The organism is Paenibacillus sp. MMO-58 (assembly GCF_037146255.1).
Classification (GTDB): domain Bacteria; phylum Bacillota; class Bacilli; order Paenibacillales; family Paenibacillaceae; genus Pristimantibacillus.
The window spans coordinates 92,815-116,982 of sequence record NZ_JBBCVY010000014.1 but is presented as its reverse complement, the minus strand read 5'-3'; the positions used below and the strand labels follow the sequence as shown (position 1 = coordinate 116,982).

The following is a 24,168-nucleotide window of genomic DNA, read 5'->3' as shown; positions in this document are numbered from 1 at the left end:
TTCTTATTTTCAGGTTTGATGCCGGCTGTACCAGCGCCATACCTTCTCCACATCCTCCCGCTCAAGACAATAGACGCGGTAAGCCTGTTGACTGCCAAGCACATGCGCCGAGACCGTCAGCAGCCGTCTTTTCCGCTGCCCTCTCGTACGTCTTGTAGCCATGGAGACAATCTGAGGCCTGCGCATGTAATAGGTCATTCTCGTCAAGCTTCGCTTGCGAAGGGTTAACTGTCCGTCCTCCAAGTTCATGCCCGCCGCCGAAAGGCAGCTCCAGCTCCAGGCTGCGGCAAGGGGAAGCAAGAGAAGAGACCATAACCCGTGGATATGGAAAAAATAGATCAAGACGGCAGAAAGGAAAATGGCAACGAGCTGCCCTTTCCAAACGTAATCGAAAAAAGCCCGTTTCGGCGCGGCTATCCTAATCTCTGCGGCCGTAAACTGCGGCACAAAGCAGGTCAAAACGGATTGAAGCGATGCTGAGGGAACAAACGGATGCAGCATCAACCGCTCCGTTTTATCCGAGGAGATAACCTGCAGCTGAATTTGGGCAAATCCGATCCACTGATGAAGAAGCCCTTCCGCCACGATAACCGCCTGTACCTTGCGCGCATCGAAGTGATGCACTTTTTTCTCCAGGAGACCGTAAGAGATTGTGATTTGCTCATCCTGTTTGTTTGCGGTAAACCCGGCAAACTTGATGACGTACAAAACAAGGGATAGCAGCCATGCAACGGCAAGCCCGCATACCGCAATAACCGCTATGACGGTATAATTGGGATCTACGCTGGTTGATTCCTTGTAGAGCGTGGAATACAGATTGGGTGCCAGCTCGTTAATGAAATCATCCGCCAGAGAGATAATCCCCGCGATAAAAGCAACAACCAGGCCAAAATTAAGAGAGGTCGCGGCAGCAAGCAGCAGCTGGCCCGTGGTTAATCGATAGTTAGGGAGAACCTGAAGCTGCTGTACGGCAGCTTCCGCCGGCTGTTCATGGGGAGCAAGCAGAAGCTTCTGCAGCTGTCTAGCATCCTTCTCGGTCAGGGCCGCGAGAATCCCGTCAGCCTTCTTGCTGCCGCCAGGCGTTTCGATTTTGACCTGCGTGACGCCAAATAGCCGCTGCAGAATAGGCTGCTCGAGGTTAACCGAATGAATCCGGCCAAAGTAGATTGTCTTCTCGTCTCTGAACAGGATCCCTTTGCGGATGACGATCCGGTCATCCTCCACGGTGAAGGAAAATTTGCGCCAGCCGAATAAGCCAAGAAACATAAGCAAGGTAACGGCAGCCAGAATGCCTAGATACATATATCCGTTTACCCCCGACCAGTTCACGCCTTGCAGCAAGGTAATAATGATGAGCGGCAGCAGCCCTTTTACCGTATTGAACAATGGAAAAAGGATATAAATCGGGTGCAGCCTGCGCGGCTTGTTTCGCTTAATCATCCTGATCATCTACTTTCGCAAGCTGGCCGATCCGCCTCTTCAGAAAATGCGCTTCGCTCTGCTTGAGGCCGCTGATCCGGTGCGTGGTTGCCGCGGTTACGACCGCCACGCTGGCAAGCTCGTATTTGCGCATGAGCGGTCCGCTCTCCAGCTCCACATGCTGGACGCGCACCATCGGAACAAGGACATTGCGAATCACGATAAGACCGGATTTGATCTCTAGCTCCTCGTCAAACAACTCGTATTGAAAACGCCGGTATTTGACCTCAGGGAAAAACCATACAAACAGCACCGCCGACAAACTTACAACCGCTAGCCCTATAAGCCCTGGAATGTAAGTCCAATGCTTCCAGGCCGCAAACGTCAGATAAGCAATAACAATCACGTAAAGCACAAGATGCGTAATAAGCGAGCTTATTCGGTACACGGTGATGTAATCCCGGTGAAGCCTTTTCGATAATAAACGGTCCATTCCAGCAAAGCCCCCTTGGCATACCTGTTTATGGCAGTTTGATTAGTCCTTCTCTGGTAAATGTCAAAGCCCGAGGGCGGCCGTCCGTAATCAAATAGCTGTTCTCTATACCGACTACACCATCACCGGGAAACGTAAACTTAGGTTCAACGGCGATCACCATTCCCGCTTCCAGCGGAATATCAAAGCCTTTGGCTAGAACCGGCCATTCGTCAATCTCAAGCCCGATTCCATGCCCAAGGAATTTAGCCTGGTCAGCTCCATAGCCCATAAAATGCGGGGATAGTCCCGCTTCTTCCGCCTGCTCGAGAGCTCTCGCATATAGAGCCGAGCAGATCGCCCCCTGCGCCATTCCGGTCTCCGCTTCACGGATAATGGCTTCGGATACGTTATAGGCATGAGCCAGCTTTTCCGGCAGTTCTCCTATAACAGCCGTACGAGTCTGGTCAATCACGTAACCGTCGATACAGCAGCCGATATCCATCAGAATAGGCTCGTTTCGTTCAATCGCTTTGCGGCTGACGCTTTGCGGCGATGTCGCGCCAAGGCCAAGCCCGCCGGCAGGACCATCGAAATACGTAGGAACAGCTGCGGCAGATCCGGCGATAAACATACCCGTCGCAATTTCCTGGTTATAACCCCGCATCCTCATCAATCCGATATGCCCTCTTATACGCAGCTCGTATTCAACGCGTGCCATCCATTCCAATTCCGTTACGCCAGGCTTCAAGAAATTAAGCGCCTCGTTCAGCGCCTCGTCAACAACGGCGGCTGCCGATTCGAACCGGCTGATCTCCAGCGTCGATTTGATCATCCGTTGTCTTCTAACGATAGCCGAACCGTCAACAATCGGACCGGCACCGGCGGCCTGCAACAATCCGGACAGCTTCAGATAGGTTTGAGCCGGAAGCACATCGAGGTCTGCCGCTACAGCAGCCGGCTTCCCCGTACCGGCTTTAAAAACTTGAGGATATTCCCGCGCCAGCGTCTCGCCAAACAGACGGAAGGCCCCAAGCTCCTTAACGGAAATGCCGCACTCGAGCTTCGCCCGCTCAAGGCTCCTTTTCACAAAGAAAACCGGTTCTCCATGAGACGGAATAAAGGCATATCCGTTCTGCATGGAGCCGGTGTAATAATAAAGATCTATGTTTTGGGTCAGTAGAAACCCGTCCATCGCCGAGGCGCGCATCGCTACCTGCAGCTTGGTTACTCTTTCCCGCACAACTTCCTCTGAAATGTCTTTTTTAATCTCCATTCTAAGCCAACTCCTAACTTCCATATTCCCCCTTTATTAGATCAATTTTATGATGGATCGTCAACTGGAAGCGAGAGTTTCGCTTCATTCTAACCCCCTTAAAAGAATTAATATTCAAAACGGACTTGGACTGGCTATCTCACCGTCAACTCCGATACGCCTTTAATATCCCATTCGATCGGGCCGAGGATCGTAAACGCGCGCGGGTAAACGACGTGGATAATCAGGATCACACCCGGTCTTTGGAGAGTGGCCTCGTAATCATATTGATCGTTCCTATACGTATAAGGGAAGCTGCGATCATTATTTATGACTTCGAACACAAGCACATTAACCCGCTCGCGGACAGGGGAATTCGGCAGCGGACTCCCCTGCGCATCAAGCTGAAGGTTCGCCTGCAAATAAGATGCCGCTGCCGCTGCCGCCGCTGCCGGATCAATCCGCAGAACACCCTCGGCCATTGCTGCCGGATCCAGCTGCTGCGAAGCTGCATGGGCAGCGCGGTTAAGCGCATGCTTCCCCTGATAGAGCAGCTTCATAGCCATTTCCTCATCCGTTTGCAAAAAATGTACCGATACCCATACCGTCATCATTAATAGGATCAACATCAGCTTATACATGGCATCTCCTTGACCACGCCTTACGGCATATACTCGCTCATCTTCATTCCGAACGTCCGCATGCGGCTGCCCTCCGCGATAGGCTCCAGTCCAATCAATCGGTCGATCTCGAACAGGTTCTCATACGGATAACTCATCTTCAGCATGATCCCGCTGCCTCTCGGAATTGGAGAAGCCGGATCAGTCGCGGCAAAGCCGTTATCTGCCGTCACTTCAAACTGGACAAGCTCAGGCTTCATCCCGAATGCGGCAAGCCGCTCCCGCGACTGCTCCATCATAGCAGTATCGATATAACCGTAGCTTCCGCTGGCGCCAACCTCCAGCAAATAATCGGTCTCCTGCTGCAAGACCGCTTGCCTTGCAATCAGCACATGCTTATAGATAGGCGAGAACATCATCCAGCACACCATAGCGGCAAACAACACAAATACCAATATATTTCTCATGGGCTCATCTGCCGGATATAGGCGCCCATAGCGGCTCCGGAACGTTCCACCTGCCGTTTCGTGCCGCCTTCGCCTCCGGTAATTCCCGTATACAGCAAAATGACGGTCACCAGAAGCAGCATAGCTATTAGCAGACTTCGCATCGCTGCTCCCCCTTAGTTCGATCCCGTTGATAACATGGAGCCGATCTTTGTGTTTGCCGAGCTGCCTTGTGTCTGAATCTGCTTGCTTGTTCCCGTTGTATCGTTCGCAATAATGTTGTTGAACAGGATAATGACGACAACAAGCAGCATAACGGTCATCAAAATATTGCGCATCTTGATTCACCTCCTTCGCGGCGTTTTCCCCGCATTCGAGCGGTTGAGTTATCGGGCGTTCATCCCAAAGATTCAAACAGCTTGCGCCCCTCCTGCACCCAGGGGTAAATAAAAATCTGAAAGGTGTACAGTATCGGGATCCCCGCAATGATAAACAGAAAGTAAGAGGTTGACTCCTTCCGGCTTTCCTTGGCAAGCTCCAGCTTCTCCTTGTAATCCTGAATGCGCTCGCGGAGAAGCCTGTAATATTCCGGACTCTCGTGAAGCCGCAACGAGTCAATCGTCTCCACAAAGCTCATGCCGTCATCCGTGCCGATCCGGTGCTTGAACCGGCGAAGTGCCTGCTCGGCGTCGTGATACCATTCGGCAAGCAGCCGTTCGAGATCCCCGCGCAGCGTCCGGGTAAACGGGATGCAGCGGGTCAGCTTGGTATGGATATGAAGAGCCGATTCGGACAGGTACAGCAGCTGGTTGCTCATCAAATAAACTTCTTTCGTTATCCGCTGTGCTCGAAGTCTTCGGAACGAGCGTAACCAAGGCAAATCCCAATACAAGAGCACGACCCCCGTCAACACCAGCGTATGGCAAAGCCACGATCCCCTCTCGATTGACAAGCCTCGGTAAAGGACAGCAATTGCGGGAAGAAGAAAAAGCAGGATTCTTCTAGCCGCCGAATACCAAGCTGCGTCCGCGGAAACTCCGCAGCCTGCCAGAAGGGCTGCCCGTTCGATGAAGGTTTCCTTTTCCCGCGATAAACGGAGCAGCTTCAACCACTTATCCGGCATTTCATCCGTCCGCCAGTTCAAGGCATCCAGATGGAACCATCTCGGCTTTCTTCGCGGCATGGATTGAAGAACCATATAAACGCCCAGGAAGCCAAACAGAAACTCCCCGGCAGCAATAAACAGGCGGACAAACGATTCCATAAGGCACGCAAGCCTCCCTTCTACATCTTTTTGCGCGACAGCCACAGCCCCATCAGGAAAGAAGCAAAGATTAGAACAATGGCGTTAAGCAGCATGTCTCTTCCCTGCGGATCAATCAGGTAATAGTAATAGGAGTTATCCCGGTTGTAGCGGACATTGATGCCGATATAAAATGCGAGGAACAGGACCGGCGTAAAGTTGGCGATCCGGATCTCCAGCAATTTATTTCGCTCTTGCTCATTCGCCCTTCGCGCCTTGCGCATATCTCCCAGCAGCTCCTTCAGGCTTTCTGCAATAGGAGATCCCTCGGCTAAGGCTACCCGCATAATATTAACGAAATAATCCCCCCATACATGGCCAAGCGCAGCCGAAAAAATGCGAAGGCTGGCTTCATCGTCGCCGCGAACCGACAAGTTCCGGTACAGCTGTTCGAACACCGACTGCATGGGGCCAAGCAATCTCCGCTCTTCAACCGTACGCTGCAAAGCCGTTCGAACCTGCCGGCCGCCCGTTACTAAATAGCATTGATAGAAAAGCTCGATAGCCGGCAAAAAATCCATCTGCAGCTGCATTTGTCTCTGGACAAGCATTGCCCGCAAGATTGTATAAGGCAGACAACCGACAACAAGGCCAAATAGCAGCGTCCCCTTAATGCTCTGAAAAAAGAAACCGCCAACGGCAACCCCGGCGAGCAGGAGCAATATGGATCCGATGACAAGACCGGACGGCTTCAGCTTAAGCTGAAGCGTCTCAAGCAGCTCCGACAAGTGGCGGTATACCCGTTCGAATCTTTTCAGCTTCTCGGTCAGCCGGTAGCCAAGACGGTTCCTCGCCGGATATGTAAGTCTGTCCCTCCGCTCCTGACGTTCCGTCCAGACAAGCAGCAAGCTGGACAAGGAGATAAACCACAAGCTGAAGAGCAGGAGAGCCGCCGCGGCGATAGACAGCTTAATCAAGTCTGCCAGCCCCTCTCGGATAGCCGCGCCCTCGCTTTAGGCGAAGGCTTCTCGGGATAGATCCACTGCCCGCTTGTCTCATCAAATCTAGCCCAATCCCGGACAATCACCTCGTTATTCGTCCAGCTCAGTTCACCGATTCGGGCTATGACCCGCCTGCCGCCCAAATATCGCATCTCAATACCCACTTGGGTAACGTATTCCGCAATTCTCTTCGTCAAACGCTCCGGATTCATGCCGCGTCCGTCCAGCATGCACATATCGGTGATCGCTTCCGGCACATCCTCCAGCGTATTGGCATGCACCGTTGTCATGCTTCCGGAATGTCCCCTTGTACATGCGCGCACATAAATATTGGCATCCATATCGCGGATCTCGGCATGCACGATGCGCTGAGGGGATTGGCGAAGCGCCAGCTTGAACGCCTGCTCGGCGCGGTGCTGCGGATCATCCTCGTCCGCTTCGTATTCAACCGTATTTTTCATGGGAAAATCCCGTCCGAGCATCATCTCGAACCGTCCTTCGATCGTGACGATCCGTTCTTCATCCGGCAGCTCGGCGATCAGAGCCTTCATAAGATGCGTCTTGCCCGAGTTGGTCGGGCCGATAATGACCAGATTAAATCGCGCTTCAAGCACATCCAGCAGCATATTCCTCATCACCAAGCTCAACGTGCAGTAAGGAGCGGAGCACAAGGATTCCAGACTGAAGCTGCGCACCGTAAAAAAACGAATCGTAAGCGTTGGCTTCGAAGTAAAACCGAAGCCGGTCATCGTGACGCGCGAGCCGTCCCTCAGCATAACTTCCGCCCACCGCTTCCGAGGGTTGATCCGGTCATTGTTGTACAGCACCAGATTCTGCTGAATCCGCTCCACGTCCCTCTCATGGTCAAAGCGATAGGAAGACAGAATCGTGTGACCGTCTCTTACTTCATAAATCTGCGAGCCGACGACTTGAATCTCCTCGAGACCGTCCTTCCTGGCTAACACAAGCTCAAGCACATTAAGTCCGATTACCTCCGCGAATAAGGCTTCGGCAAGCGTTGCGTAGGGATGTTGATAGCCGTCCAGCTGGTGAATGCGAAGACGGATCAGCCTATCGGCAATGATGGCCAGCACCTGTTCCCTCTCCGGCGCAAAGCCAAGCACGGCCCTATTCAAGGTCTCGCTGTACTGCCGGCGTTCCTCCTCCGTCAGCCCTCTTGGGGCTGCCAGATAGGACCTAATCTCTTCGGCCAGCCTTCCAAAATCCGCCCCGCGTCCTAACGTTTCCCCTCTGTCCAAAGGATCCGTGGCCGCAGATTGATCCAGCCTCAGCCGCGCAGAATAATCCGACGGTGAAAATTTGCTTGCCCCCGAACTCAAGAGCCTACTCCGTTGCGATGGGCAAGCAGCTTGCGGTACCAAGGCTGTACGGCAAGCGTTGGCGTTACCCGGCGTATATGATGACGGTCCATCAACTGTTCCGCGCTCTCCTGCATGGCAAGCTTGCCTGCAGGATCCTCTTTCAGCCACTGCCCGTAATGGCCGCTGTCCAGCTGCGCATAGAATGGATGACCAAACCGTAATTCTCCAAGTTTCGATGTGCCCATTTCTTTGCAAATATCCTTCATGCGATATCCTCCTATGCTCCATGGCGGGTAAATGACAACCGTGTAGTATTGTTCCGTTGATAGCCCAAACAGCGGCGATACTTGCGAAATCCAGCGTTTTCCGTCTTCCTGGAAGTGGGATAAAGCATCGGTAGTGACGATAATGCGCGTATCCGCCTCACGAAGAGCGCATATCGTAGCCGCGTTATCCCAATAAGCTCCTACGTCAATAACAACCATGGAGAACGTCTGCCCGGCAATCCGCAGCAAATGCTCCATCTCCTCAGGCGAATAAAACTCCGCCTGGTCCCTCACCATATTGCCGAATAACACATGCAGATTCGGCATTCCTCTAACCTGCTGCACCGCGCGCTGCAGCTTGTCCGGCGTTAAGGATCCGGACTTCAGCTCCGGCCTCAGCTTGTCCAGCGTCACGGCCGGCTCGGCGATGCCCAAATACCGGTGAAGCTTTGCGCTTTTTAGATGAAGACATAAATAACCAATCTGCTTGCCGCTTGCTTCCGCCATCCGAAATGCTGCGGCAAATGCGGCCGAGGTAGTGCCAATATTCGGCGTAGTCCCAACAAAGGTGATTAAAGGCGACGCTATCGCATTCACGTATGTTCCTCCTCCAGCTGCAGCGATTCCGGACTGTAGGCGATAACCAGCTTATGAAGACCGTCCTTGCAATAACCGTCGATCTGCAGCCACTGCGATTCCGTCAGATTCAAATTAATGTATTCAATCATGCCGTTCGCATCGCGCCGGGAGGCATACATCCGTTCCTTATCCCCATCTGCCAGCGACAGCAAATTAGGATCCTTCATATTATCAATCTCCACGTTGCTTGAGGATTTCACTGATGCGACTGTCACAAGCGAATCAAATATCCGCCTGGAGGGCTCGTTCTCGCCGGACAAATATACGGTTACCTTATCACCGGCCCGAATGCCGTTAGAGATGGAGCGAACGTAGTCGCGCGGAATTTGAAAGGTCGATTCCATGCCCGTCGGAAGCAGATGATACTTGTCGATTTTCCAGCCCAGAATCGGTTCGTTTGTCCCTAGCGGAATAACGGTCTCCATGCCTACCGCCTGCTTGGCGTCTACAAGCATTTCCTGCTCGTAGCCTTCGCGGGGGATACGTTTATATGCGAGATCCGCTTCCGTTAACCGCCTGCCTGCTTCAACAAACTGCTTGGCCACTACCACCTCCACCGTTTCCTCGCGGGTAACCTGCAGCTTTTGCAGCTGGAACAGGCCATACACCAGAACCCCGGACAGCATGGCGGCAAGTAATCCAATGCCTGCATTTCTCCTTCTGTTCATCGACTCTCCCCTCTCTAATCCACGCGACAAAAAAAAGAACGCAGCAGTAGCCTTAATAAGGCTGATCTGCTAGCGTTCTTCGCTAAGCCGTGCATGTATATGTAATTTAACAACCAATTGACCATATAATAGCAAAATCACTAAATAGTTGTCTATAGGTTTTTTTCAAATTATCCATAAATTCGCTAAAATGCGACGATTCATGCAAAAAAAACAAGGACAGCACATGGCTGTCCTTGTTCCATCCCGACGGTGAGAAAACCTCTATCGAGAATTTTCGAAGATAAGCTACCGCGTTTAGAGGTAGGTTTTATCGCCAAATAGAATTTTAATTCCCACTATTTCGGAACTGATAAATTCTATTGTGGTTAAAAATCGATTAATCCAACGCTGATCAGCAGAGCATCGTCCACTTTACGCATCGTTTCATCGTCCAGATGGGTGATCTTGTCGGTTAAACGCTGTTTGTCGATCGTCCTAATCTGCTCAAGCAGCACGACGGAGTCTCTGTCGAAGCCGTGAGCCGCCGCTTCCATTTCAACGTGCGTAGGCAATTTGGCTTTCTGGATTTGCGCCGTAATGGCCGCGACGATAACCGTCGGACTGAAGCGGTTGCCGATATCATTCTGAATGACTAATACGGGTCTCACTCCGCCCTGTTCCGATCCGACGACTGGTGACAAATCCGCAAAAAACACATCTCCGCGTTTTACGATCAACCTCTACACCCCGCTTACGAGACGGCCTAACGTATGATCGGCTTCTTCCTCCGCTTGAAAAGCTTCGGAGGCCATGTTCAAGTTGATCTTCGCCATTTCCAGATACCCACGCTGCATGGACTCACGGATCTGCCGTTTTTTTCGTTCCACAAGATACAGCTTCATGGCCTGCCGAATAAACTCGCTGCGGTTGGAATTTTCCTTGGCGACGATGCCGTCGACCTCCTCCAGCAATTGATCCGGCAAGCTGATCATGATCCTCTTGGTGTTCTGCATATTGGCCACCGAACTAGCACCCCCAAAACTTTTCCAAAACCATTAATATTCATTATTACAATAATTCGCTGTCACTATACTTTATCATAGCTATGTTATGCGTATATCAAATATGCTGCATGATTTTACTGCATCTCCGAGCATATCCAAATTTGATTTAATTAATTCGCGATCGACAATGGAAATCCTCTATTTTTCGCGAAAAGTTGCTATTAGTAATTAATTCCTAACCTAAAACGAGCGGATTCGATACCGCTGCCACCTGTCCGTCTCTTACATAGACGCGGGGCACGCGGGCTGCGAGCATGCAGGTTACTTCGTAGTTGATCGTTCCAAGCTGCAAGGCAAGCTCCTCCGCCGATATCTCTTCCCCGCCTTGCCGTCCGATCAGCACGACTTCTTCGCCCGGCTCTACGGCCTCATCTGATGACGCAGGATCCAAGGCAATCATGCATTGATCCATGCAGATCGTTCCCCGCACAGGCACTTTCACTCCCCGTATAAGCACATGGGCTTTACCGGTCAGCATACGGCTGAATCCGTCGGCATACCCGATTGGCAGCGTGCCAATGCACTCTTCCTGCTTGGTCACATACCGGGTACCGTAACTGATTCCCCAGCCCGGAGGCGCCTTCTTCACCATGACAACTTCCGACTTAAGCGAAAGCACGGGTTCAAGCTTGATCCGCTCGCGGCTTACTTCATCCGAAGGATACAGACCGTACATACTGATCCCAAGGCGAACCATGTCGCCGCCATATTCCGGCGTATCAATGCCTGCTGCGCTGTTGGCTGCATGAAGGATGCGGATCGGCAGTTTATTGCTGCGCACGTACTCCGCAACAGCATGAAAACGCTCATATTGCTGGCGGGTATAGCTTTTGTCCGTCTCGTCCGCTTTTGCGTAGTGAGTGAACAAGCCCTCTACCTCCAGCTGCGGAACATCAAGCGCTTTGCGGATAAAAGCGATCGCTTCATCTTTGCCGATAATCCCAAGACGTCCCATTCCGGAATCAATCTTAATATGAGCTTTAAGCTTCTTGCCATCGGCATGAGCCGGAAGAGCCGCCGCCGCCTCCAAAATATCCTCGCGGAAAAGCGCGATGGTTATATCTTTGTCGCGTGCGATAGCGAGCGCATCCGCCGGAACAAATCCAAGCACGAGAATCGGGGTAGCAATCCCGGCATGCCGAAGCTGCAACGCTTCATCCAGAAAGGCTACGCCCAAATAATCGACGCCGAACCGCTCTGCTTCGCGGGCAATTTCCACTGCGCCATGCCCGTACGCGTTCGCTTTGACCGAAGCCATCAGCAATCGCCCTTCAGGCATAGCGCTGCGGAACGCATGCAGGTTGCGGTTCAGCGCATCAAGCGAAATTTCTACCCTCGTCGGGCGGTAATACGATTCCAAGTCGGTTCACCTTCTCCTCATTCGGCAGCCCCGAGCAATCCCGAGCAACTGTAAACATCAATAGGATTAATGTTATACGTTGTCGCTTGGGCTGTCAATGAAATGGCGGCCTTATTCGGATAGCACGTCTTGGAAAAAAATTTCCTCAGCTCTGCTTTTGATGCGTTTTATTTAGTCGAATCCACTTGAACGGATTGGGCAATTCGGATCATTTCCGTCTCAGGAAGCGTACTGCTTGTCAAACGAAGCTCGGTGCCGTCCACGATCCATGTGAGCGTCTTCTGATCGTCTCCGCCGGTCAATTCGCCAATCGTAAATCCGAGATCAAGGAAGCTGCCGCCCGAATACGTAGCCGCCATGTCTTTAGGCTGAGTCTGGATCAGCGAGAAGTCGTAGGTACCCGTATAGCGGGATACAACGCCAGGCAAGCCGCCAAATACGATATCCATGCTATCCTTCATAACAACGCCTTCCGGAAGGTCTGTCGGCACCATAACCTGGAGATTGGTTGCCGCATTCGCCTGCGGATTAGCTGCCGTGTCGTCAGCATCCTCTTCATCTTCTGCCGCCGCGTTTTTGTCGTCATCTTTAGTTGCTTTATCATCCGTTTTGCCGCCAGCCTTGCTGTCGTCTTTCGAATCCGTGGATTTATCCGGCGTTACGGCATCCTTGCTGCCCTCGGAAGTACCGTTTGCGCTGCCGTTCGTATCCGTTTGATCCGGATCCGCGATTGTCGGCTGATCGCTTGTGCCGCCGCTCGAAGGCGAGGACTTCATGTTTGCTTCCGTCTCAAACGTTGTTTTATCAAAGCTTGGACCAAATTCGAAGCTCGTAAAGTCTACCTGTACCATCACGGATGCATTCGCATCGCTGACTTGAACTTGAACCGGCTTGTAATCCGATTTGTTCAGCCAAATTTTTTGTCTGGCGAGCGTGCCGTTATTATAGTTAGCCATGACATCAAAGACGTAGGATTTATCGTCAACCGCGAACTGGCGCGAGTTGTCTGTCAGTATGCTTTGAATCAGCGTTTGATAGAGATATACCTGCCCTTGATTTTGCGGCCAGTCGCTTTGGAAGCGGAACACTTTGTTCAGACGCGGCGTAAGAACAAACACGCCGTCATCGTTGCGCAGAACAATTTGTGTAATATCCTTCTCTGCATTCGTCAATTTAATGCGGTAATAATGGGGCTTCTGGTAAGAAACTTCAACGTTGTATGTCAGTTCCTGCTGACCCGTATGAAGCTTCATTGTGCCTGTCCCTTGGTAGCTCTCCATGTTGCTTACAACCTTGTCGAGCTCCTTGACCACGGACTCGGCGTCCTTCTTCCCGCATGCGCTAAGTACGAGTGAAAACACTAACAAGATTGCCGCTGCCCATGTCATGCGACGCATTACAATCATCCCCTCTTCACAATGTTTTTCCCACTGGTAACATGTCTATGAGGGGACTTGGCCGATTATGCGGACTAGTTTGACAAGCTGGAGCTTGTATTAAAAATAATTCGAAAAAGCTGCCCCGCAAGGCCGATTGAACCCTGCAGAGCAGCTTTTATTCCATATTATTTCGTATCCAGCAGCTTCACGATAACCGTAATGGCTTCCGCTCTGGTCGCCGTTCCGGCAGGAACAAAACGATTGTTCAGGCGGCCTTGGACAATGCCTTTGTCCGCCACGGCTTTCACCGCGCCTCTTGCCCATGCCGGGATATCGGCATTGTCGGAGAAGCTGGTAACGGCATCTTCCGCCGTTGTCAACTGCAGGGCCTTCGCGATCATCACGACCATCTCGGCGCGGCTGATCTTGTTGCCCGGCTTAAACGTTCCGTCCGGATAACCGCTTGTAATTCCGGCGCTGACCGCTTGCGCAACGGCAGCTTTCGCCCACGCACCGATGGAAGCATTATCCTTGAAGGTCAAACTCGCTCCCGCCTCATCCGATTTAAGCGCGCGCATCAGCATCGCAATAAACTCCTCGCGGGTTACGGTAAGCTCCGGCTTAAAGGTATCGTCGCTGTAGCCGTTAACGATACCGGCCGCTACCGCGCTACGGATCGAAGCTGCAGCCCAGTGTCCGGCAATGTCGGAGAATTCCGGCACGGCAGGCCCCGCATCTACCGCGAATACGGCAAACTTCGTGAAATGGTCGGTTGCTACGGAAATCGTGCTCCCGTTAACCGTTCCGCCCATCTCGATCCATTGCTTCATCGCTTCATCATAATAGAAGACCGACGGCTTCTTGCCTTTCTTGACAAGCGAAGCGTCAAATTTGAAGGTCAACGTGACAGGGACAAGGAAGTTGCCCGCATTATTTTTGACCACTTCAAATAGGGAGGACAGCAGCACGTCATCCGCATCAATGAGTCCGCCTGCCTGCGTCAGCTTTTGAATGGTAATGATAAGCTGCTCCTTGGATGCCCCGCTTGGCACCTTCACCGTAAGGCTGTTGTCGAAGACACTCAACTCGCCGGATCCGCCGGGCGGAACGGTAAGATCGTTATTGCTTGGAGGAGTAACGGTTCCTCCACTGCCTGATCCGGTCCCTGTTGAGCCCGTCTTGAACATACCGGCAAGGCCAACGCTCTCATTACCTTTATCGTCGAAGGCTTTGACGGTAAAGGTATAAGACGTATTGGAAGCAAGGCCTTTTGCGGTATACGTTCTGACGGAGGAAGCAACCTTCGCGATTGGCGTCTCTTCCGAACCTTTATAGATCGCGTATCCAGCCAATCGGGTTGAATCCGTTGCTTGCGGCCAGCCTAAAGCAATGCTGTCCGTCGTTTGCGCGTCCGAGGTAAGCGCCGCATTTGCCGGCCATACCGGCGGAGCCGCATCGTCCATCACGATATCCTGAGCCCCAACCGTCTCAAACCAATCTTTTATTGTATTAAAATCTTTCGAAAAGGCCAGCGACAAGAGAAGCATCATACGCGCATGCTGCGGGTTTAGGTTATCCCCGGCAATAATTCCGTTACCGCTGCCGCTCATCGTGCCCGAGCCTGTCCGGGTTGTCGTTACAAAGATAACGCCCTTCTGAATCGCCGCGCTGCGCGCCTGGCTCATTTTCGAGGAAATGCCTCCCGCTCCCGTTCCGGCAGTGACAATCCCCTTGGCGCCGTCTTCAACCAAGGCGCGAATCGCTCCGCCCCCCGCTTCCTGATAGCTGTAGGCAATCTCGACTAGCGGCAGATCATCCTTCGAGATTGTCCGCAGATCAAACGGAGTCGACCATTCCGGCGTTCCCGCTTTCAAAGCCCGGGCATTCAGACGGTACATCCGAACGGCTGGATCATCGACATAACCAAGCGCTCCAAACATCGGAGTATCAAAGGTATCTAGGCGATGGGCATTCGACTTGGTTACTTCGCGCGCTGCTTGGATAACATCGTTCAGCATAATAACCGTGCCGTACCATTTGGTCTTGTTGCTGGCTGCCACCTTAATGGCCTGATAAAGGTTTGCCGGGCCGTCGGTTCCGATAACATCCCATGGCCGCATCGCTCCGGTCACTACAACCGGCTTCTCGCTGCGCACCGTCAAATCAAGGAAATAAGCGATCTCCTCCATCGTATCCGTACCCGTAGTAACGACAACGCCGTCATAAACCTCAAGAGCTTGGTCGACAGCCAGCGACAGATCGTAAAGATCCTTCATCGAATAGCCGCCTGAGCCTTTATTGCCGAATTGGAAAGTCGAAACGTCGGCATTTTTATGCGTTGGGAGCTGAGCGACCATATCCGCCATTTTGTACGTGCCGGCCGCATAGTTCTGGAAGTTTGTTTTATCGCCTCGCGAGGCCGCGCCGGCAATTGTGCCTCCGGTTGCAACGACCATAATATTAGGAAGCGGTGAAGCTGCAGACTCCGCCGATAAGGCGGGGATATCAAAAGTGGGAAGCTGCGGAGCTGCTTCTTCCGCCGCACGCGCATACCCCATAAATCCGGAGAGCAGCGCTAGGATCAGTAGAGGAGAAAGAAATCTCCGCAGCATACGATTATTGCTGATGACAGTCATATCCGGTTACCCTCCTTTCGTGTACGGTTCTGCTTAATGCGCGCCAACTGGCTCTTCAGTCGCTGGTGCGGATTCTACAGGCTCCGTCACTGCCGGTTCGGCGGATGGCTCAACCGAAGGTTCAACCGAAGGCACTTCCGATGCCGGCACCTCTACAACCGGCTCTTCCACTACCGCTTCTTCTTCGATCGACGTTTTCAATACCGTATTCTCGTCTACCGAAATCTCAACATCTCCCGTACCGAACGATTGGAACCAGGAATGAATGGTTGGCAGGTCGCTAGTGAATGCCAAGGAAAGCAAGAGCAGCATACGGGCATGAGCCGCATTCAGATTATCCCCGCCAATCGTTGCGCCGGTTCCGCTGTCGTACATCGTACCGGAGCCTGTCCGGGTTGTCGTAACAAAAACAACGCCTTGTTGAATAGCTGCCGAACGCGCTTGACTCATCTTCGATGAGATGCCGCCAGCGCCGGTTCCCGCCGTTACAATGCCTTTCGCGCCGTCTTCTACGAATCCGCGGATCGCGCCGCCGCCTGCTTCTTGGTAGCTGTACGCGATTTCGACAATCGGAAGGCTGTCCTTGGAGATCGTTTTCAGATCAAACGGGGTTGCCCATTGTTCCGTACCGGCTTTGATCGCTCTTGCAGGTGCGCGGTAAATCCGTACAGCCGGATCGTCTACATAGCCAAGAGCTCCAAACATCGGAGCATCAAACGTATCCAGACGATGCGCGTTTGTCTTCGTTACTTCACGCGCCGCATAAATCACGTCGTTAAGCATCAAAACGGTACCAAACCATTTTGTTTTATTGCTGCTTGCCACTTTGATCGCTTGGTACAAGTTAGCCGGAGCATCCGTTCCGATAACATCCCAAGGTCTCATCGCACCCGTAACGACTACAGGCTTTTCGCTGCGGACCGTCAGGTCTAGGAAATAAGCAATTTCCTCCATCGTGTCGGTACCCGTCGTTACAACTACGCTGTCGTAGTCCGCAAGAGCGGTATCAACCGCCAGGGAGAGATCATATAAATCTTTTATCGTATAGCTGCCTGAGCCTTTATTGCCGAATTGGAAAGTAGATACGTCCGCGGTTTTATGTACCGGCAGCTGCGACACCATGTCCGCCATCGTATAGGTACCTGCCGCATAGTTCTGGAAGTTTGTTTTGTCGCCGTTTCTTGCCGCTCCCGCGATCGTGCCTCCGGTAGCAATAACGAGAACATTCGGTTTCTCTGAAGCCTCGAATTCAGCCGAGACAGGCGGAATGTTGAACGTTGGAAGCTGCACGGGTTCGGCAGCATTCGCCAAGTTCCTCGAAACAACGATTCCGACCGTTCCTGCCGCCATGGAAAGCAGCACTAGCATTACAATAAACTTCTTACCCAACACACCTCTTACAATGTTTGTCATGTTTTGTCTTCCTCCCTATTTTATCTATTTATGTCGAACATCTATAAGTCTATTTTATGTCACATATATTAACAAACTCCGTTTTAAATCAGTTAAGCGTTAACATCAGCATTTATCTAGGTTTTTCTTCATTTTTCCTGTTTACTTGAGAAATTTTAGTAGATTTTATTGTCATATAAACTAACATAATAATAACATCGTTTGAACATGGAGTATCGAGCAGCAATGGAGACGGAATGACGGGGAGGAAAAACCGTTCAAAAAAGGAAACTTACTTATATTTCTTTCGTGACCAGAAAAAAAGTGAAACCTAAGTCCTAAACTATCGTATAATTAACTACGGCTTTCCATGCGTAGAGAGGTGTGTGCCATTTTCATGCTCCAAGACATTGTAGACTTCCTAATGAAATTTGGCCCCTGGGGTTTGTTCGTTCATTCCATGATTGATGCAATCATCTTTCCGATACCGGCCTTATTCCTCCAGGTTCCATTAAGCCTAGTAAATCCGCATGACGCGTTTATGCTGGCTACCGTAGGATATATCGGTTGTTTGATAGGCACCCCTATCGGCTATTTCATCGGCAAATTATTAGGCAATTCCATCCTGTACAAAATCCTTAAGAAGGAATGGGTCGAATCTGCCACCAACATGTTCCAGAAAAATGGAGACACCGCTGTACTGATCGGTTCTTTTACCCCCATTCCATTCAAGGTATTTACGATTTTATCAGGTGCGCTGAATTTCCCGTTATGGCGCCTTATTATGTACGCGGCTGTAGGCAGAGCGGCAAAGTTTTATCTGGTAGGCGGACTTATTTACTTCTATGGCCAAGCGGCGGAAAAGATGGTTCATAACCTATCCTATTACCTGTTCGCTATAGCCGTCCCTTTGATCGTCTTGTTCCTGTTCTTCCGGAAAAGGCATCGCAAAAAGAAAGCTGCCCAAGCAGCGGCGGCTGCAGAAGCGGCTGCGGCTAACGCAGAAGAAGAAACGGTTCAGGAGTATTCGGCTGCCGCATCAGCGTCAGCCGCGGAATCGGCAGGACCTGCAGAGCAAACAGACGAAGTATCAAAGGAGACCCGCGAGACTGCAAGCGAAACTCCCATCCCCACAACAACTCCCGTAAGCAACGCATAAGCGGACATACAATAAGCCCCTTCCCGGCTGGGAAGGGGCTTATTTAGAAAATAAAACGCCCCTCGGAATCATCTGAAGCAGATGATCCAAGGGGCGTTCTTCGCCTTTATATATTGCTATTATAAGCCGTATTGAGCAATCTTCACAAGATTGGTAGCGCCGGCTTTGCCTGTTGGCGTACCCGCTGTGATAACAACGTAGTCGCCTTTCTCCAGAAGGCCCGTGCTGCCGCCGTTTGTTAATGCCGATTCGAAAATATCGTCCGTCGAGTTAGGTCGGCCGCCCTTAACAGGGATAACTCCCCACATTACAGCCAGGCGAGGCAGAACCTTCTCATCCGAAGCAACCGCAATAATCGGCGATTTCGGACGGTATTTCGATACCATGCGAGCCGTGAAACCACTCTCCGTTGGCGTTATGATCGCTTTCGCGTTCAGTTCCAGAGACGAACTTACAACCGCTTGGCTGATTACTTCCGTAATCGTTGTTGGTTGAGCGCCTCTGCGCTGTTGGAACTCGTCGAAGTAATCCATCATCGATTCCGCCTTCACCGCAATCGAAGCCATCATGCTAACCGATTCTACCGGATATTTGCCGGCAGCCGTCTCGCCCGAAAGCATAATCGCGTCAGTGCCCTGAAGGACAGCGTTCGCCACGTCGCTCACTTCCGCGCGGGATGGACGAGGATTAACCTGCATCGAATCCAGCATTTGCGTAGCAACGATGACCACTTTACCGGCCGTGTTACATTTCGCGATCATTTCGCGTTGAATCATCGGCACGTCCCAAGCCGGCACTTCTACGCCAAGGTCGCCGCGGGCAACCATGATGCCATCCGAGGCTTCGATGATCGAATCCAGGTTATTAACGCCTTCTTCATTCTCGATTTTCGAGATGATTTGGATATGCCCTGCGCCGCCGTCATGAAGCAGCTCGCGAATTTGCAATATGTCTTCCGCTCTTCTCACAAAGGAAGGAGCGATGATATCGATCTGCTGTTCGATGCCGAACTGGATATGGCGGATATCGCGTTCCGTTACGCCAGGAAGCGTTGTGCGGATACCCGGCAGGTTAACGCCTTTTCTCGCTTTAATTACGCCGCCATTCAGGATGACGCACTCGATTTCCGAACCGTTTACCGATACAACTTCCAGTTCGATAAGACCGTCGTCGAGCAAAATTTTATTGCCAGGGTTTACGACAAGCGGCAGCTCCGAATAGTTCACGTGAATACGTTCGCCGTTACCGATAATCTCTTCCGTAGTGAGAGTCAGCTTCTCTCCAACCTGCAGCAGGTAAGAAGCTTCCTCCAGCTTGCCGATCCGCACTTCCGGACCTTTAATATCAAGCAAAATCGCAACAATACTATTCGTAGCCGCAGCAGCTTCGCGAATACGCGCAATACGTGCCGCATGATCCTCCAGCTCTCCGTGTGCCATATTCAAACGGGCAACGTTCATCCCCGCATTAATCATGTCAATTAATACTTCCGTCGATTCGCATGCCGGTCCCATGGTGCAAACAATTTTCGTCTTGCGCATAATGTCGCTGATTCCTCCTGGTTGTACAAGTCTGTATTTGTGGTAAACAAGAATAACCTTATTGTAGCTCGTTTCTTCCCAACCGACTATGAAATATAGTACTCTTATAGAAATATAGTACTCTGAATGAATGGAGGAAATAGGTCAACATGCTTACGCTGCAGCAAGTCAGACAAGACAGAGGGACCGACTGGTTCGACAACGGCATTCGCCCGGAGGGCGCATCCACGCTTGTATTGGCGAGTTACGGCAAGGTCGTGTATTGGGTCGGAACCGAGAAAATCATTTTAGAAAAAGGCGATCTGTTATACATTCCGGCCTGCCAATCGTATTATGGCAAATGTGTGCCAACCGTGTTCCATGAGAAATATGTCATTGAATTTACCGCGGATACCCCGCCGCTCCCGCTTCTGCAGAACAATCATTGGGTGAAATCGAGAACCGGCGCGTATGAACTGATCCTGGAGCGAATCAAAACCATGCATAACGAATGGACGGAGAAGCATTTGTATGCCGATGTGCTTGGCCTTGCCATCTTGTACGAATGCCTGGCCCTCTGGAATAGGGAGCTTGATGAAGGACCTGTTACATCCGCCGCCCATCAGCAGGTCGAACGGATGAAAAGCTATATCATGAACTACTATCCGCAGAAAATTACGAAAGAGGAGCTTGGCGAGCATATCCGCAAAAGTCCGAACTATGCAGCTACGCTTTTCCGCCGGGTCACCGGACAAACCATCAGCGAATACGTCCATAAAGCGCGGGTGAAAAAAGCGATCTATTTGCTCGTGGATTCCACTCTTACGGTAGGAGAAATCTCCGAATCCGTCGGCTACCGCGACCTGTCTTACTTCCAGCGAATTTTTAAGCGCGAGACCGGAAAAACGCCAACCTCTTACATGAAGGACCGCCCAAAACCACTGTCCTAAACCTCCGCTGAACAACAAGAGCGGATAAACAAACAGCAGGTGCAACATCCAAGATGGATTCCCGTTTAATAGGGTAAGAAAGCAGGCAAGATAAACTAAAATACGCTGGAATGGAGTGAGGCTTATGTGGCGTCTATTAAGTATTTTGGCCGTCATAATGGTACTTGGAGGATGTTTGGGTCTTGGAGGGAATGATAATTCGCTGTCACCGATGCCCTCAGCATCCCCAACCTCCGAGCCTTCGACCGAACCTTCACTTGCGCCTACGCCAATTCCATCTTCGTCTTCGACGCCGGCACCAACTGCCGAAGAAACAGCAAAAGCTATTATGAATGCCCTGAAGCAGCAGGATACAGAGAAACTGTCCAGCTATATCCATCCCGAGAAAGGGCTGTTGTTCTCTCCCTACGGTCATATCGAGGAAGATACCGCTTTAACCTTTAAAGCCGGCGAGCTGCCTGCTTGGGATGATCCAAAACTGTATAAATGGGGAAGCTACGACGGCTCCGGAGAACCGATCAGCCTTACTTTCCACGACTATTTCAAGAAATTCGTCTACGATCAAAATTTCGCGGAGGCCAAAGAGTTCGGCCGTAACGAAATACTCGGCCAAGGCAATACGCTGGTCAATGTCGGGGACATTTACCCGGACAGCACCTACTTCGATTATCATTTCAGCGGGTTTGATCCGGAGCTTAGCGGCATGGATTGGGAAAGCCTGATCCTTGTCCTCGAAAAGCATAACGGCGCCTGGTACGTTTGCGCCATCGTTCATTCCCAATGGACGATATAATGAAAAAGGGCGCCCCTCTCGTCTTTATGACGGGGAGCGCCCTTTCCTTTGCAGCTTATTCTTCCGGACATTTGTTAGACCGGAACAATTCAACGAAGCGTTCCGGCGTTACCGGCGGACTAAACAGATAACCCTGCATCAGATCGCAATTATGCTCTTTTATAATCTGAAGCTCTTCCGCCGTCTCCACGCCTTCCGTCACAACCTTCATATTGAGGTTATGGGCAATAACAATAATCGATCTGAAGATCATCTGTTTGCGGATATCCGTCACAATTCCCCGGATAAACGATTTATCCAGCTTCAAATAATGAATCGGTATATTCTGCAGGTAGCTCAAGGAGGAATAACCTGTACCGAAATCGTCAAGAGACAGCTTTAAGCCGAGCTCTTGCAGCTCATGCAAAATTCGCAGCGTATGCTCCGGATTTTCCATAAAGATCGATTCCGTCAACTCCAGCTCGATCTGCTCCGGCCGGACACCCGCCTCCGCAATAATCGACTTGATGCTAGACACAATGTCTTTCTGCTGGAACTGAAGCATGGACATATTTACGCTGACGAGTACCGAATTCAGCCCCATCTGCTCCCACTGCTTCACCTGCCGGCAGGCTGACCGGAGCACCCATTCCCCGAGCAAAATAATAAAGCCCGTCTTCTCGGCAATCGGGATAAACTCGAGGGGTGACACCATGCCAAATTCCGGATGCTTCCAGCGCAGCAGCGCTTCAACCCCATAAATACGCCCCGTCCGAATCTCCAGCTTCGGCTGATAATGAAGCATGAATTGATTGGACTCCAGCGCTTCGAACATACCGTTCTCCAAAATAAGCTCTTTGGTCGGAACATCGTTCATCATCGGAGAATACAGCTTGTACGTGTTGCGCTGCTTCTTCGCTACATACAGGGCGATATCGGATTCCTTCACAAGACGGTCGCCAGTCTCAGGCGTCCATTCCTGATGAACGCTCATCCCGATACTCGCCGTCAGATAAAAGAGCCTCTCCTTCATCTTGATGGGCTCTGCAATAACGCTCAAAATTCGTGCCGCAACCGCCGTTGCTTGCCCCAAGTAGCCGATGTCCTCCAAAAGCACGACAAACTCGTCGCCGCCAAACCTGAATACCCGGCCGGAGTGACCGATTACTTCAACGACCCGGTTGCCAACCTGCTTCAGGAGCATATCCCCCATCGTATAGTCCAGGGTCTCGTTAATAATCTTGAACCGATCCAAATCGATATACAGCAAGGCAACTTGCCCGTTACTGCCCGTTCTTGTCTCCGCATGCCGCGAATAGCCGTAACGGTTAGGGAACCCGGTGACCAGATCATGCGTCGCCTGATGCTGGATCAGATGCTCGGCTTCCTTGCGGAAATCAACCATCCGGTTAAAATGATTGGCCATCGTCTCAAACTCGTCGTTCGACCGGATATCGAGCTTCAGCTTTTCGTTGCCGATCGCAACAGCCGAGGTAACCTGAATGACCTTTTTTATATTTTCCAGAACAATTTTCTTAAGCATGAACAACGCCAGCAAAGACATCAGTACAACCGTAGCGGCAGCTATCAGAATCGAGCTCCATAACGACGAATAATATTGCGTCAGCATATTGCCCTTTGGGATGACCATTTCGAAATGCCACGTATAATCCTGAATCCGAATCGGAATCAGCATCCGGAGCATTTGACCGCTCGCATGCAGGTCCGGCGTGTACTGGATGGTGGAGAAGCTCTTCTTATAATCGTTAATAGAGCCCCCGCCCTCCCACATCTCGTATGGCTTCATAACAAGGTCCGGATACGCGCCGTTAGCCAGATAATAGTTATTGGACGTAATAATGCTTGCATGGCCGCCCAGCGGATGGATGCTGCTGATCTTGTCCTGCACCGTCTGGAGCGAAATATCGCCGCCGACAATCCCGAGAAACTGTCCGTTCTCACCCAGAATCGGAAGAATAAACGAGGTGACGACTAGATCCTTGCCGTTCAGATTGTAGGGGTAAGGATCAAACAAGGTGAATTTCTTCGATTGCTTGACGACCTGATAAAAGTCTCCATCCCCATTCAGCATATTGTAATCTACGGTGGGGATTGCTTTTAAGCCGTCACTGGTACGCACGATATAAGGAACAAACCTTCCGGTATCGTCATCATAGCCGCTAGCCGAACGGTTCATCGCATCCTTCCGATCAAAGGCGTCCGGCTCCCACACCGTGTAACAGCCAATCAGATCCGGACTGTTGCGGACAACGGTTTCGAGCATATGCACGGCATAAGAACGGTTCTGCACGCCATCCGAGCGCATTTGAAGCAAAGCATCTCTTATCGTAGTAAGAGATGCTAAACTCGTATTAATAGAAGTAGTGAATTGGTCGATATATTGTATAGACTGCTTTTGCGCGAGCAGCTCGCCCTTCTCCAGGCTGGTATGATAGAGCTTGGTGAGATAGAAAGAAACTAACAAAGAATAAGACGTCAGCATTAGAACTCCCAATGCAGTAATTAGTTTCTGTGCGATGCTGAGCCTTATTTTCCTCAAAATTCTATCCTCCATCTCTGCCCATAGACCTACTCATGCGTAT

The 24,168-nt window shown here is 51.3% G+C and carries 23 protein-coding genes; 3 read left to right on the top strand and 20 right to left on the bottom strand.

Features of this window, described 5'->3' with window-relative positions; translation table 11 throughout:
• Window positions 1-9: 9 nt before the first annotated feature.
• The 18 genes from WFJ73_RS29010 to WFJ73_RS28925 form a co-directional block, all read right to left on the bottom strand.
• The gene (locus WFJ73_RS29010) at window positions 10-1,440 is read right to left on the bottom strand and encodes a PH domain-containing protein (protein ID WP_336776377.1); all 1,431 of its coding nucleotides are present in this window, start codon (window positions 1,438-1,440) and stop codon (window positions 10-12) included.
• A complete protein-coding gene (locus WFJ73_RS29005) occupies window positions 1,433-1,912 on the bottom strand; it encodes a PH domain-containing protein (protein ID WP_336776376.1) in 480 nt (159 codons plus the stop codon). The genes WFJ73_RS29010 and WFJ73_RS29005 overlap by 8 nt, the downstream gene beginning before the upstream one ends.
• 28 nt (window positions 1,913-1,940) lie before the next feature.
• Window positions 1,941-3,167 (bottom strand): M24 family metallopeptidase, encoded by a 1,227-nt coding sequence (locus WFJ73_RS29000; protein ID WP_336776375.1) that lies wholly within the window; start codon window positions 3,165-3,167, stop codon window positions 1,941-1,943.
• A 134-nt stretch (window positions 3,168-3,301) separates the two neighbouring features.
• Window positions 3,302-3,787, bottom strand: a complete 486-nt coding sequence (locus tag WFJ73_RS28995) for a hypothetical protein (RefSeq protein ID WP_336776374.1) — start codon at window positions 3,785-3,787, stop codon at window positions 3,302-3,304.
• Window positions 3,788-3,807: 20 nt separating this feature from the next.
• Window positions 3,808-4,233, bottom strand: a complete 426-nt coding sequence (locus WFJ73_RS28990) for a hypothetical protein (protein ID WP_336776373.1) — start codon at window positions 4,231-4,233, stop codon at window positions 3,808-3,810.
• Complete coding sequence (locus WFJ73_RS28985) at window positions 4,230-4,376, bottom strand: hypothetical protein (RefSeq protein WP_336776372.1); 147 nt, start codon at window positions 4,374-4,376, stop codon at window positions 4,230-4,232. Before WFJ73_RS28985 ends, WFJ73_RS28990 begins: the two co-directional genes overlap by 4 nt.
• A gap of 12 nt (window positions 4,377-4,388) precedes the next feature.
• Entirely contained in the window at window positions 4,389-4,550 is a 162-nt protein-coding gene (locus WFJ73_RS28980; protein ID WP_015842707.1) for a hypothetical protein, read from the bottom strand.
• Window positions 4,551-4,609: 59 nt separating this feature from the next.
• Window positions 4,610-5,476: a hypothetical protein gene (locus WFJ73_RS28975; RefSeq protein WP_336776371.1), complete on the bottom strand. Its 867-nt coding sequence runs from the start codon at window positions 5,474-5,476 to the stop codon at window positions 4,610-4,612.
• Window positions 5,477-5,496: 20 nt separating this feature from the next.
• Entirely contained in the window at window positions 5,497-6,432 is a 936-nt protein-coding gene (locus tag WFJ73_RS28970; protein ID WP_336776370.1) for a type II secretion system F family protein, read from the bottom strand.
• A complete protein-coding gene (locus tag WFJ73_RS28965) occupies window positions 6,429-7,796 on the bottom strand; it encodes an ATPase, T2SS/T4P/T4SS family (RefSeq protein ID WP_336776369.1) in 1,368 nt (455 codons plus the stop codon). Before WFJ73_RS28965 ends, WFJ73_RS28970 begins: the two co-directional genes overlap by 4 nt.
• Complete coding sequence (locus tag WFJ73_RS28960) at window positions 7,793-8,641, bottom strand: hypothetical protein (protein ID WP_336776368.1); 849 nt, start codon at window positions 8,639-8,641, stop codon at window positions 7,793-7,795. The genes WFJ73_RS28965 and WFJ73_RS28960 overlap by 4 nt, the downstream gene beginning before the upstream one ends.
• The gene (locus WFJ73_RS28955) at window positions 8,638-9,351 is read right to left on the bottom strand and encodes a flagella basal body P-ring formation protein FlgA (protein ID WP_336776367.1); all 714 of its coding nucleotides are present in this window, start codon (window positions 9,349-9,351) and stop codon (window positions 8,638-8,640) included. Before WFJ73_RS28955 ends, WFJ73_RS28960 begins: the two co-directional genes overlap by 4 nt.
• A 368-nt stretch (window positions 9,352-9,719) precedes the next feature.
• A complete protein-coding gene (locus WFJ73_RS28950; RefSeq protein ID WP_015842701.1) occupies window positions 9,720-10,070 on the bottom strand; it encodes a type II toxin-antitoxin system PemK/MazF family toxin in 351 nt (116 codons plus the stop codon).
• Between the two features lie 3 nt (window positions 10,071-10,073).
• Window positions 10,074-10,355 carry a CopG family ribbon-helix-helix protein gene (locus WFJ73_RS28945; RefSeq protein ID WP_041613299.1) on the bottom strand — a complete coding sequence of 94 codons (282 nt, stop codon included), beginning with the start codon at window positions 10,353-10,355 and terminating at the stop codon, window positions 10,074-10,076.
• A gap of 217 nt (window positions 10,356-10,572) precedes the next feature.
• Window positions 10,573-11,757 carry an alanine racemase gene (gene alr, locus WFJ73_RS28940; protein WP_336776366.1) on the bottom strand — a complete coding sequence of 395 codons (1,185 nt, stop codon included), beginning with the start codon at window positions 11,755-11,757 and terminating at the stop codon, window positions 10,573-10,575.
• A 167-nt stretch (window positions 11,758-11,924) separates the two neighbouring features.
• Complete coding sequence (locus WFJ73_RS28935) at window positions 11,925-13,154, bottom strand: LolA family protein (RefSeq protein WP_336776365.1); 1,230 nt, start codon at window positions 13,152-13,154, stop codon at window positions 11,925-11,927.
• A 167-nt stretch (window positions 13,155-13,321) separates the two neighbouring features.
• A complete protein-coding gene (locus WFJ73_RS28930) occupies window positions 13,322-15,772 on the bottom strand; it encodes an asparaginase domain-containing protein (RefSeq protein ID WP_336776364.1) in 2,451 nt (816 codons plus the stop codon).
• 33 nt (window positions 15,773-15,805) lie between these two features.
• Window positions 15,806-17,185, bottom strand: coding sequence for an asparaginase (locus WFJ73_RS28925; RefSeq protein WP_336776363.1), 1,380 nt, complete (start codon window positions 17,183-17,185; stop codon window positions 15,806-15,808).
• A 376-nt stretch (window positions 17,186-17,561) separates the two neighbouring features.
• On the opposite strand from WFJ73_RS28925, the gene WFJ73_RS28920 reads away from it, so the two are divergent.
• Complete coding sequence (locus tag WFJ73_RS28920; protein WP_336776362.1) at window positions 17,562-18,323, top strand: YqaA family protein; 762 nt, start codon at window positions 17,562-17,564, stop codon at window positions 18,321-18,323.
• Window positions 18,324-18,442: 119 nt separating this feature from the next.
• Here the strand turns inward: WFJ73_RS28920 and pyk are convergent, their stop codons facing one another.
• Entirely contained in the window at window positions 18,443-19,864 is a 1,422-nt protein-coding gene (gene pyk / locus WFJ73_RS28915) for a pyruvate kinase (RefSeq protein WP_336776361.1), read from the bottom strand.
• 149 nt (window positions 19,865-20,013) lie between these two features.
• Here pyk and WFJ73_RS28910 point away from each other — a divergent pair, with 149 nt between their 5' ends.
• The gene (locus WFJ73_RS28910) at window positions 20,014-20,793 is read left to right on the top strand and encodes a helix-turn-helix domain-containing protein (protein ID WP_336776360.1); all 780 of its coding nucleotides are present in this window, start codon (window positions 20,014-20,016) and stop codon (window positions 20,791-20,793) included.
• A gap of 124 nt (window positions 20,794-20,917) precedes the next feature.
• Window positions 20,918-21,586, top strand: a complete 669-nt coding sequence (locus WFJ73_RS28905) for a PT domain-containing protein (RefSeq protein WP_336776359.1) — start codon at window positions 20,918-20,920, stop codon at window positions 21,584-21,586.
• A gap of 55 nt (window positions 21,587-21,641) precedes the next feature.
• Here WFJ73_RS28905 and WFJ73_RS28900 read toward each other — a convergent pair whose 3' ends face one another.
• Window positions 21,642-24,068, bottom strand: coding sequence for an EAL domain-containing protein (locus tag WFJ73_RS28900; protein WP_336776358.1), 2,427 nt, complete (start codon window positions 24,066-24,068; stop codon window positions 21,642-21,644).
• Between the last annotated feature and the right edge of the window lie 100 nt (window positions 24,069-24,168).